Annotated in this window: 11 protein-coding genes; 4 read left to right on the top strand and 7 right to left on the bottom strand. The window is 45.7% G+C overall.

Annotated features, from left to right (window positions below; translation table 11 throughout):
* The first annotated feature begins 5 nt into the window (after window positions 1–5).
* The 4 genes from Q4Q54_RS17105 (at window position 6) to Q4Q54_RS17090 (ending at window position 2,383) form a co-directional block, all read left to right on the top strand.
* Entirely contained in the window at window positions 6–767 is a 762-nt protein-coding gene (locus Q4Q54_RS17105; RefSeq protein ID WP_311989066.1) for a threonine/serine exporter family protein, read from the top strand.
* Complete coding sequence (locus tag Q4Q54_RS17100) at window positions 764–1,237, top strand: threonine/serine exporter family protein (protein ID WP_311898960.1); 474 nt, start codon at window positions 764–766, stop codon at window positions 1,235–1,237. Before Q4Q54_RS17105 ends, Q4Q54_RS17100 begins: the two co-directional genes overlap by 4 nt.
* 27 nt (window positions 1,238–1,264) lie before the next feature.
* Window positions 1,265–1,747 carry a type 3 dihydrofolate reductase gene (gene folA, locus Q4Q54_RS17095; RefSeq protein ID WP_006085830.1) on the top strand — a complete coding sequence of 161 codons (483 nt, stop codon included), beginning with the start codon at window positions 1,265–1,267 and terminating at the stop codon, window positions 1,745–1,747.
* Between the two features lie 222 nt (window positions 1,748–1,969).
* Window positions 1,970–2,383 (top strand): DUF3718 domain-containing protein, encoded by a 414-nt coding sequence (locus Q4Q54_RS17090; RefSeq protein ID WP_006080534.1) that lies wholly within the window; start codon window positions 1,970–1,972, stop codon window positions 2,381–2,383.
* A gap of 310 nt (window positions 2,384–2,693) precedes the next feature.
* Here Q4Q54_RS17090 and Q4Q54_RS17085 read toward each other — a convergent pair whose 3' ends face one another.
* The 7 genes from Q4Q54_RS17085 to lptD form a co-directional block, all read right to left on the bottom strand.
* Window positions 2,694–4,715 (bottom strand): methyl-accepting chemotaxis protein, encoded by a 2,022-nt coding sequence (locus Q4Q54_RS17085; protein WP_311989065.1) that lies wholly within the window; start codon window positions 4,713–4,715, stop codon window positions 2,694–2,696.
* 96 nt (window positions 4,716–4,811) lie between these two features.
* A complete protein-coding gene (locus Q4Q54_RS17080) occupies window positions 4,812–5,636 on the bottom strand; it encodes a symmetrical bis(5'-nucleosyl)-tetraphosphatase (protein WP_311989064.1) in 825 nt (274 codons plus the stop codon).
* A 21-nt stretch (window positions 5,637–5,657) separates the two neighbouring features.
* Complete coding sequence (gene apaG, locus Q4Q54_RS17075) at window positions 5,658–6,038, bottom strand: Co2+/Mg2+ efflux protein ApaG (protein ID WP_006080538.1); 381 nt, start codon at window positions 6,036–6,038, stop codon at window positions 5,658–5,660.
* A 48-nt stretch (window positions 6,039–6,086) separates the two neighbouring features.
* A complete protein-coding gene (rsmA, locus tag Q4Q54_RS17070) occupies window positions 6,087–6,893 on the bottom strand; it encodes a 16S rRNA (adenine(1518)-N(6)/adenine(1519)-N(6))-dimethyltransferase RsmA (RefSeq protein WP_006085825.1) in 807 nt (268 codons plus the stop codon).
* 15 nt (window positions 6,894–6,908) lie between these two features.
* Complete coding sequence (gene pdxA / locus Q4Q54_RS17065) at window positions 6,909–7,895, bottom strand: 4-hydroxythreonine-4-phosphate dehydrogenase PdxA (protein WP_311989063.1); 987 nt, start codon at window positions 7,893–7,895, stop codon at window positions 6,909–6,911.
* Window positions 7,896–7,901: 6 nt separating this feature from the next.
* Entirely contained in the window at window positions 7,902–9,206 is a 1,305-nt protein-coding gene (gene surA / locus Q4Q54_RS17060) for a peptidylprolyl isomerase SurA (protein ID WP_106649686.1), read from the bottom strand.
* A gap of 242 nt (window positions 9,207–9,448) precedes the next feature.
* Window positions 9,449–11,746: an LPS assembly protein LptD gene (lptD, locus tag Q4Q54_RS17055; RefSeq protein ID WP_311989062.1), complete on the bottom strand. Its 2,298-nt coding sequence runs from the start codon at window positions 11,744–11,746 to the stop codon at window positions 9,449–9,451.
* Between the last annotated feature and the right edge of the window lie 76 nt (window positions 11,747–11,822).

Genomic DNA, 11,822 nt, shown 5'->3' with positions numbered 1-11,822 from the left:
GTTCAGTGTACGCAGATACTCAAAATGATATTACTCGGCAAGTTGTGCGTGCTGCACAATTGCTACTGGCCTACGGCGCAGAATCTGATTTAGTTGAAGAAATCAGCCAGCGTCTAGGTCAGGCTTTAGGCCTTGCCAGCGTAGAACTCTCCATTTCCTCCAATTCCCTCGTATTAACCAGTTTGGTTCATGGTCGATGCATCACTACGACTCGTCGCATTCGTGAGCATGGCATTAATATGACCATAGTTTGTGAATTGCAACGCATCTGTTTATTAGCTGAAAAAGGGCTGTATGGCCCCAATGAAGTGCGTAAACGTTTGGCGCGGATTGAGCCTAAAAGCTATCCTCCAAGCTTAGTTGTCTTCATGATTGGCGTGTCTTGTGCTAGTTTTTGTCACCTGTTTAATGGTGATCTTATCTCGTGTGTGATTACCTTTTTTGCCGCAGCAGTGGGTATGTCAGTACGTTTAGCGATTGCTAAACGGCATTTTAATTTATTGATTAACTTTGCCGTCACCGCTTTTGTCACCAGCATGTTGGCTCAAACGGGCTATGTGTTTGAATTGAGTGAAACCCCTAAGGCAGCAATGGCAGCGAGTGTGCTAATGCTAGTGCCTGGTTTTCCGATGATCAATGCGATATCGGATATGGTGAAAGGGCATATGAATGTCGGCATTTCCCGTTGGGGCCATGCGACCTTATTGACCGTTTCTTCGGTCATAGGGATTACGATCGCGATGCAGATCGGCGGGATTTTCCTATGATGGAATTACTGATAACGCTGCTGCACGATGCTTTTTTCTCAGCAATCCCCGCCGTAGGATTTGCTATGGTGTTTAATGTTCCTAAACGATTTCTTGCCTATTGCGCTATAGCGGGAGCCATTGGTCATAGCTCGCGCACCTTAATGCTACAGTTTGGTTTACCAATTGAGTGGGCCACCTTTGCCGCGGCTGCTATCGTCGGGATTATTACCATAGGGTTTGGAAAACGCCACTTAGCCCCCCCTTTAATGTATGCTGTCGCCGCCATTATTCCTATGATCCCAGGTACTTATGCTTTTAATACTGTCATTGCCTTAGTGCAATTGACTGCCCAGTCGCAGGTGAGTCCTGAGCTGACGGCACAAGTGATTAGTAATGGCCTCAAAACCGTCTTTATTCTCGGGGCGTTAGCTGTGGGGCTAGCCATGCCGAGCTTGCTGTATTTCAGAACCCGCCCCGTCATTCAATAATTCTATTTCAATAAAACAGGAGTGAGCATGCGCATTGCTATGATAGCCGCGATGGCAAACAATCGAGTCATAGGGAAAGAGAATAAAATGCCATGGCATCTTCCTGAAGATTTACGTCACTTTAAAGCCATGACTTTAGGTAAGCCTGTGGTGATGGGGCGTAAGACCTTTGAGTCCATTGGTAGACCCCTTCCTGGTCGACATAATATAGTGATTTCACGTCAAACGGATCTCGTCATTGAGGGCGTGACTTGTGTGACCTCTTTTGATGCAGCCAAACAAGCCGCCGGCGAGTGTGAAGAGTTAGTGGTGATTGGTGGCGGACAGCTTTATGCCGAGTTATTACCTTACGCAGATACCTTATATTTGACGCAAATCAAGCTAGAGGTTGAGGGCGATACATTTTTCCCCCATTGGGATGACGGAACTTGGAAAGAAACGGAATCTTTGTCTAGTATAAATGCGGATGGTTTGGAATATCGCTTTATCAATTTGGTAAAAAAATGTTAAATTGCAGCCTCTGTTGTGTACCCTGTGTGTATGGGGCGTCAGTTTATCTAACGTATTGCATCATATCGGACATTTAGTTTTCACGGAAAGAAGAGATAGCCGATTTCGTTATCCTAGATTTCGAACGAGAGCTAAAGCCAAGAGGTCAATACCCTTGAGAGACGAGATGCAGCCCATACAAAATTGATAATAAAACTATAAGAAAGTATTAAGGAGTATCGGATGCGTCTTATGCCTGTAGCCTTGGCTGCGTTAATTGGATTTAGCTATATCACTGTACCAACCCCTGCTGTTGCGGGCGTTGATCCACTTGTCGCGAGTATTTGCGATTACGTCAAAGCTAACGATAAAAACCGCCTACGTAAAAAATTAAAAGAAAGCCGCGTTAAGCTACGTCAGATTTACAGTGGCATCAGTTGCGATGGTGCAAGTCTATTGCGTACCGCTTACGGCGCGAGTGCTAACGATGCCGGTGAGTTTGTGGCTAAACGTTTGTCGGTGACGGAACTGAGTGTCGCTGAAGCGGATGGTATGACTATCCAAGCTTGGGCTGAAGCAAACGGTCATGGTGATAGCCCTATCACTGCTGCAGTGAAAGAGCGTCTTGGCGCTGCTGCGGGCGGCGAAGAAGAGTAATCGCTGAGCTGGACTCGTTGCACCGAACTAGCGGCACTTTAGCTCTATTTGCAGCTTAGTTATATTAGGCGACGAGTATTAAGCAATGGGTTTAAGCCATTAGCGTTAAGAGCCTAGCATTAAGCGCTTTGCATTAAACATCTTGCCTTGAATCAGAACAAATGCCGAACTTAAGTTCGGCATTTTTTATGGCCTTAATTTGTGTAAAGGCGGTCAAGCTGAGTGTTCGGTAAGATCGGGGAAGTGAATTAGACTCAAAAGAAAGGGCCGCTAAGCGACCCTTGGTTTAGAAGATTTTAGCAATTAACATTTAGACTCTAAATTCGCCGACTGAGGCTTGAAGCTCTTCGGCTAATTTAGCGACTTGATGGCTAGACTGAGCCGTTTGATCTGCGCCGATAGCGGTTTCTTCTGAAATGGCAGCAATATGCTCCAGTTTCTCAGACACTTGCTGACTCACTAAATTCTGCTCTTGAGCAGCATGGGCGATATGAGTGCCTGAGTCATAGGCCTTATGCACAGACTGGCTAATGGTTTCGAGGGCAATGTTGGCTTGCTCAGTTTTTTCAACACAGGCATTTGCCTGAGCACGTCCCATATCCATGGCGGCAACGGCTTGCTCTGCACCTTGTTGCAACACTTCGATCATCTGTTGGATCTCTCGGGTCGATACTTGAGTACGTGAGGCTAAGCTACGGACTTCATCGGCAACTACCGCAAAACCACGACCTTGTTCACCGGCTCTAGCAGCTTCAATGGCGGCGTTAAGGGCGAGTAGGTTAGTCTGCTCTGCAATGCCACGGATCACATCCAAAATTGAGCCAATTGAGGCGCTATCAGACTGCACTTTATTGATCACAACGCCTGCCTTTGCCACTTCATCGGCTAAAGCCAAAATAGTCAGTTTGTTCTCTTCGGCAATGGCGCGCATATGCTGAGTTTCTTGGTCGGCTTGTTTGATTTGCTCAAGGGCTTGATCGGCACTTAACGACACCTGCTGCGCGCTAGAGCTCAGTTCTGTGGTTGCAGTGGCCACTTGGTCCACTTGGCTTTTTTGTTCTTGAATACCTGAGGTGGTTTGCGCTGTGATTGCTGACGTTTGTTCAGCTGCCGCGGCCAGTTGGTTCGACCTATCCAAGATACCGATAATCAAACTGCGTAAGCTATCGACGAGACGGTTGCAGTTTTTCGCTAGCTCCGCAAATTCATCGTGTCCAGAGTCATCCAGCTTATGGGTAAGGTTGCCTGAGGCTAAGACGTTAAGGGCATTGTTCACTTGGCTGAGTGAGCGTTTGAGCGGGTTCACTACAGCAAAACTCACAATGACAGCGACAACAATGGCAACTAACACCACAATCATTGTTTGTATGCTAGCAGAGTCAATCTTAGCTATGGTGTCGTTACTCATGTTAGCGGCAACAAGTTCGATGTTATTACTCACATCATCCATGTTCGTGTTAATGACTTTCACGTCTTTTTCGATAATACCGAGTTTGAGCACAGCTTCTTTAGCATGGGAAAGCTGGCTCGATTTCAGCTGCAACATAGATTGCGGGCCGGTAACGAGCGCTAAAACTTTTTCAATATCTTTAGTGACTGAACTTAAGGTATCCGCATCGACGATACCTTGACCGTGACGATTCACATATTCAAGTTTGTTCTTGGTTTCGCTGATAATGTAGTCAAGTTCTTTAGAGATCAGTTCATGCTTACTGTCTTCTTCATTGGTGACTAAATCTGCGATAGTGGTGATGATATTCCCGAGGCTAGTATCAATCGCGCTGGCTGACGCGGCCAGACTCTGCTCATCGGGATTTTGACTGCTTTCTAAATCAACAATATCGAGCAGTTCAGATGAGGCATCATCGGCGGCATTTTCGAGTTTTTTCTTTAGATTAACTAACTGTTCTTGCTTGCTTAATGAAGCTTCACGTTCGGCGATCATAGCAAGGCTGTCTCGTTCAAAGCTTGAGAAACTACCGCTTAATTGGCTGATTAATGAGGTGAGCTCTGGCTGGCTTTTGACTAATTGGGTGATGTTGGCTATTTCGTTTTTGAACTGAGTTCCATGATCATCGAACACTTTGCGAATACTGGGAATATTGGCCGATTTAGGCGTGTGATAGGCAATCAGGATTTGTCTTTGTTGCTCACTCAAGGTTTCACTGAGGTGATTGGTCGACTTAAGCGCAGGTAAGCTTAATTCTTGCATCATCGCCGAGCTGGCTTTTAGGCTGTTGTTGGTGAGGTAGGATGTAAATCCTAGCACCACGAGCAAAAGCGTGACAATACCAAATCCGCCAATCACTCTGGTGGCTACGTTAAATTTCATAGGATACTCCGATTTTTATTATATTTTTCCAAATGAAAACAGGGCGATTTCAGGGTTAGGCGGCTCAGTTTGTTATCGACTTTCAGCTATTTTAGTTTAACTCTTTTTTAACTTTTTTTGGGTAATTTTTTGGTCTTTTTCAAGATGCCATAGGGTTAAGTGTTCACCCCAACAACAACCTGTATCTAAAGCCTTTAATTTAGTATCGCCAACCTTGCCCATCAGTGCTGCCCAATGGCCAAAAACTAAGGTGTGGCTCTGTCGTAGAGGCGAAGCAAACTCAAACCAAGGTTTGAGTTGTGGATTAGTACAGTTTTCAGGAGGTTGTTTACAATCAAAATCGAGTCGGCCATCGACATAGAGGTAGCGCATGCGTGTTAATGCATTGATGCAGTAACGTAAGCGTTCTATGCCAATTGCACTTGGGTCCCATTGTTCGGCGCTATCCGAATACATTTGTGCTATCAGTGCCTCAAGATAATCATCTTGTTTGAGTGCACGGCTGACGAGTGCGGTTTCTTCTCTTAATATCTTAAGCGACCACTGCGGTGGCACACCCGCATGACTCATGATGAGCTGGTGTTCGGGTAATTCACGCATTAGGGGTTGCTGTCTCAGCCAGTCAATTGAGGCTGAAATATCGGGTGATTCAAGAATTTCAGTTAAATTATCGCTGGGCTTAGCGCGTTTGAGCTTGCCGTGTAACGCAATTAAGTGGAGATCGTGATTGCCTAAAACCGTTTTAGCGGAATCACCTAAAGAACGAAAAAAACGTAGTGTAGCTAAGGAGTCTGGTCCGCGAGCAACAAGATCACCTACAGCCCAGAGTTCATCACGGGAGGGATTAAAATCGACCTTAGCGAGTAATTTTTGTAATTCAGCGAAACAGCCTTGAATATCACCAACAAAATAATGCGCCACAGTGCCCCTTTTCTAATGATATTAATGTAGTAAGCCTGGGGTCGCTAAACGGAAGGGACGGATCGTCGCTTGGAAATGCTCACCCGATTCGCTGACCATACCATAAGTACCATGCATTATGCCAAGGGGTGTATCGAGCACTGTGCCACTGGTGTATTGATAGGCGGTATTTGGCGCTATGGTTGGTGTTTCACCGACAACTCCGGCGCCTTGGACTTCACTGGTATTGCCATTGGCATCTGTGATTATCCAGTGACGGGTTTCGAGTTTAGCCGCCTGCTCACCTAAATTGATGATAGTGATGGTATAGCTGAAGAGGTATTTTTCATCCTCGGGCGAGGACTGCTGCTCTATATATTCAGTTTTAACTTCAACCCGAATGGAGGTGTCCAATGCGCTCATTCTTGTTCCTAGGCTCTGGTTAAAGGGCACCTAAGTGCCCAGACATATTTATGCTTTCTTATCGCAAACCATGTTAGCCATAGCAACATACTGTTGCACGCTAATCTGCTCTGGGCGTTGACTTGAGTCAATCCCTAATTGCTCGAACTCATCGTCAGATAACATGTGCTTTAAGTTATTACGCAGAGTCTTACGACGCATGTTGAACGCCGTAGTACAAAGGTGACGTAGTACGGTCACATCTTTGCAAGGGAACGGCTTTACAGCGTATGGCAATAAGCGTACGACTGCTGAGTCGACCTTAGGCGCGGGCGTAAAGCTGTGGGGCGGCACTTCAAGAACCGGAACCACTTGGCAGAAGTATTGCGCCATTACCGTTAAACGGCCATAGGCTTTACAACCTGGGCTTGCCGATAAACGCAGTACCACTTCTTTTTGCAGCATAAAGTGCATGGTTTCAATCTGTTCGGCAAATTCGAACAGGTGGAACATCAGCGGCGTTGAAATGTTGTAAGGTAAGTTACCAAACACTTTCATCTTTTTGCCAGGCACACTCAGTTGACCAAAATCAAACTGCAGTGCATCACCTTGGTGAATGGTCAGTTTATCTTTAAGGACTGGGTGATGATGTAAGCGTTCAACTAGATCGCGGTCAAGTTCGACGACGGTCAGGTTATCTACAGCTTCGGCTACGGGTTCGGTTAAGGCACCAAGGCCTGGGCCGATCTCGACCATCACATGGTGATTATCGGGGGCAATTGCGCCCACAATGCGGTCAATCACATTGCCGTCGGTAAGGAAGTTTTGTCCGAAACGCTTTCTGGCCGTGTGGCCTAAATGTACTTTGTTGCTCATTAATAATGTAATCGTTTAGTTCTTTGAGGATAACTCAATGGCTTTATTCAGAGCACACACAAAGCTGCCAATATCGGCTTTGCCTGTACCCGCGAGTGTGAGCGCCGTACCATGGTCAACCGAGGTACGAATATAGGGTAAACCTAAGGTGATGTTTACCGATTTGCCAAATCCTTGTGACTTGAGAACGGGAAGTCCTTGGTCATGGTACATGGCCAAGACGACATCGGCGTCCTGTAAATATTTAGGTTGGAACAGGGTATCGGCCGGTAATGGGCCGACAATACTCATCTGGAACTCTTCTCGCAACTCGTTGAGTGCAGGAATAATCACGTCGATTTCTTCACGTCCTAAATGGCCGTCTTCACCTGCGTGTGGATTGAGGCCACAAACATAAATTTTCGGTGAAACTATGCCAAATTTGCTGATGAGATCGGCATGTAAAATCTTGATAATATGTTGTAGGCGTTGACGCGTTATCGCTTTTGCAACATAGGCCAGTGGAATATGTGTGGTCACGAGTGCCACTTGTAATCCCGGCGTTGCCAGCATCATCACCACATCTGGGCAATTTGCTTGATGGGCAAAAAACTCAGTATGGCCACTAAAGGAAATACCCGCTTGATTGATAATGCCTTTGTGTACCGGACCTGTCACGACAGCATCAAACTCGCCGCTCATGTTTTTCTCGCCCGCATAACGCAAGGTTTCAACTACATAAGTGCTGTTTTGCTCATCGAGCTGACCGCAAATCGATTCGGTCACTAGCTTGAAAGGGGCAATGGTTAATGTGCCCGCTTCTTGCGGTTTAGGCGCTTGATTTGGCTGGTAAGGGCGGAAAGTCACTTGCAAACCGAGTCGTTTAGCACGGCTGGTTAATAATTCTGGATCCGCACAAACGACTAACTCAGCAGGCCAAGCCTGCTGAGCGAGTTGTACGACTAAATCGGGGCCAATACCTGCGGGTTCACCAGGGGTAACGGCAATACGTTTAGTGCTCAATTAACATTAACCTCGATTGGTCTCTGGCTGGAAGATTTCAATGTATGCGTCTGAACGCATTTCGTCTAGCCAGTTTTGCAGTTCTTCGTTAAATTTGCGACGGAAGATCAACTGGTGCGCACGGTTGCTGTTGAATTGATCTGTGGCATCGGTTTTTCTGCGTTCTTCTAACTGAGTGATATGCCAACCGTGGGTGGTACGGAACGGCTCACTAATCTGGTCGGTTTTTAAGCTATTAAGAGTTTGAGCAAACTCAGGCACGTAAATGCTTGGTTCTGCCCAACCTAATTCGCCGCCTTTAGTGGCTGAACCAGGATCTTCAGAATATTGACGCGCTAGGTCTTCAAACTTAGCTTCACCTGAGCGAATTTGTTTCAGGAATTGCTCAAGCATAGCTTTAGCACGGTCTTCCGACAGAATTGGCGATGGCTTAAGCAAAATGTGGCGCGCTCTGACTTCTTCGATTTCTTTGGTTTGTAGGCCACGAGCATCCATGATCTTGATGATATGGAAACCTGCACCACTCTTAATTGGACCGATAATGTCGCCTGTTTTCGCGCCGTTGATCACTTCGGCAAACAGGGTTGGCATTTCGTTGATGTTCATGTAGTCCCAAATACCACCTTCGAGTGCTTTAGGACCCGAAGAAGACGCGATAGCAGTACGGCGGAAATCTTCACCACTCTTCAAACGCTCCAAAACGATATTGGCACGTTTACTCGAGGATTCCAGTTGTTCACTGGTTGGATTACTTGGCACGTCAATCAGGATGTGGCCAATTTGATATTCCACATCTTTCATCCCTTGTTCTTGGATGAGTTTGACTAGGCTGGTAATTTCCTGTGGTGACACTTGGATACGGCGTTGTACTTGAATACGTTGAATTTCACCTAGGGTGATTTCTTCGCGCAACTGCTCGCGGTATTGGCTGAAGCTTAACCCTTCGCTTTCAATTTTCTGTTGCATCTGGGCCACAGACATTTTTTGTTCGCGCGCGATGTTTTCAATCGCTTGGTCTAATTGTAAGTCACCAATATGCAGGCCGATACGATCTGCCATTTGTAGCTGTAAACGGGTCAAGATCAAACGTTCGATCACCTGAGTGCGCAGGGCACTGTCGGAAGGTAACGATTGGTTTGCCGTTTTAGCATTGGCTTTAACAGTGTCAATCATGTTAGCGATTTCACTTTCGAGCACTATGCCGTCGTTAATTTGGACCGCAACGCGGTCGAGTGGCTGAGGTGCGGCCAATGTAGGTTGGCTGATAGCGAGTGCAAATAAAGCAAAAATCAGATGTTTACTGGGTTTCATCCACAAAATCCTTGGCACGTTCTAAGGTCAGGTTCGACGGCTTAATTGAAATAACTTTACCATTTATATCGAAATTACAGCGAGTTGCCCTAATGTAATTTTTTGGCGATGCATTTGAGTGCATGGTTAACCCTTTAGGTCCGCTTTTATTAGCGTTAGCAAAAGGCAAACGGTAAGGCACTCATTAACCTGTTTGGACTCTCAGTCCTTGTTGAGGTTCAGCAATCTATCACAATTCTTTGCTAATTCCTCAGATAAAGCGGTTTTCTGTAGTTAAACAGGCCGTCATTGAGCATATCTGATACGCCTAATGGGCCAGAACCACCGAGTCCTTTAATGACTAAGTTCAGGTAGAAGCCGCTTTCAAATTGCTCACGGGAGTCGATAGCAGCAGAGCCTATGTTGTCGTCATAATTGGTTTTAATGCGGTAGTGATAACTAAATCGCACCGCATAACAGCATGATTCGTATTGAATACCTGTGTAGGTTTCAATGCCGCGGCTTTCGTTTAAGTCATAATACCAATTACCCACGAAATAGAGATCGTCACTGATAGGCCAAGCACCACGAACGCCCGCTTGGGAGATGTTCACAGTATCATTGGTATTGGAGTTCAATAAATCAGGAACATAACGATAACTAAATTGCAGTAATTTGTTCGCTTCGGGTCTGAAGTCTAAAGTGACTTCCGTTTTTTTATTTTCGCTGGTGTTGGTGTCGTACTGAATTGCCGCACCCATGTACCAATTATTCGTTAAACGTGTATCTAACTCGGCGGCTAGTACTGATGTAGATTGATTTGATTCAAAAATATTGTCTTCATAACCGACTTTACTGTCTTGCAAGTAAAAAATTTGCCCTAGGCTAAATTTAGTCGCTTCTTGGTTGTGATCGTCGAACAAGCGAGTTGTTAAACCAAGCGTAATTTGATTCGCATCGGAGATCCGATCCAGCCCCGAGAAGCGGCGATCACGGAATAGACCAAAATAGTCATCCTGCAATTGGGCCGTATCATAAATACCTATACCACGTTGGTCTTCGTAGCCGACATAAAGATATTGGAATTGCGGTTCGAGTGTTTGGCGATAGTTTTCATCGAAAAGCTCAGTAAAACGTTCGAAATTAATCTGACCATTAATCCGTACCTGTGGAATGGTTCGGCTTACTGTGTCGTCCAGATCTTCATTAGGATCGTTATTCTGTTGCCAATAATTGGTCTGCATTAACTTCACTTGGCTGGTGAGTGAGCCCGAAGGTCCGTGAATCGGCAGAGTCACGCTCGGGGCCATATGTAAACGCGTCGCCGTATTTACATTGTTGTCTTGATGGGCAAAATTAGTTAGCTCCGAATTAAAACCAAAATCTAAATTGTTCCAGAAATCGGCGGCACGATAGTTAAAGTTGACCTGAGGCATCACCTGATACGGTTTTTCATCTTCACCGAGTACTTTAATGTCTTGGACTCGAGTGCTGATATCCCAGTTACTTTCGAAGTAGCTGATTTCACCTATGCGCGACAATTGGTTGTCAGTAGCACGGTTCACATCTGACTTTAAGTCATTGAAATAGTTGTTGTCTGACACATCAGTAAAATTAGCTAAAACACGCCAATTTTTGTCAATAGCCCCTTGATGTTGCCAGTTATACAGGTAGCGATTAGGACTGCCACTGATCAATTGATCGTTGCCAAGGTATTCAAAATTGACTCGGCCTTTCTGGGCATCACCGGCTAGATAACCAAACTCAGTCTTAGTGAATAATCCACGGTTAGACATATAGTTAGGTGTAAAGGTTAAATCATATTCAGGGGCAATGTTCCAGTAATAGGGCGCTGAAAATTCGACGCCATTGGTAGTACTGGTGCTAAAGCTGGGGTAGAGGAAACCCGACTTACGTTTATCAGAAACCGGCACTGTCATGTAGGGAATGTAGAATACAGGCACACCGCCGACTCTTAATTTGGCATTCCAAATTTCGCCCCATTCTTCTTCACTGTTGATCTTAATTTTTTCGGCTTCGAGCAGCCAAGACACATTGTCGGGTGGACAAGTGGTAAAGTTAGTATTGGTTAAAATTAAATTGTTATTGATGGTAATTTGCAGTTTCTCGGCATCGCCATGGACCTGTTGTCCATGCAGCCAATATTGTGCCCCTTTAAGGGTGGCACGATTGGAGCGCATTTGAGCTTGTAATGACTCGGCGGTAACAGTGAAGTTACTGTCTTGGAAGACTAAATTACCATTAGCATCAAACTGTTCGGTCGCTTGATCTAGAATCGCCTCATCGGCTGCTATGTGTCTATCGCCTTGGCTAAAAACCACATCCCCGCGGAAAATGGCTTGTTTGCCCATTTCTGCATCAGAGTTATCAGAGACTATACGAATTTTGTTGAGTTCGGCCGCACTCATCCCTTGGGTTTGAGATACGATACGGGGTACTGGCGGTTCGATTAAGCATTGAGATGCCGAAGCGGTTGGAGAGTCGTCTGCCAGGACTAATTGCGGTAACAGGCTCAGGGCCAGAAGGTATCGGATCTGCATCTTTAGGTCAGTAATTATGATTTCTTATTCTGGACAAGTATGGATGGGGAAAGTTGCAATTTACAAACGCAACACC

The organism is Shewanella sp. SP2S2-4 (assembly GCF_031932025.1).
Taxonomy (GTDB): domain Bacteria; phylum Pseudomonadota; class Gammaproteobacteria; order Enterobacterales; family Shewanellaceae; genus Shewanella; species Shewanella baltica.
The sequence above is the reverse complement of the archived record's forward strand: the minus strand, read 5'-3'. Positions and strand labels throughout refer to the sequence as shown.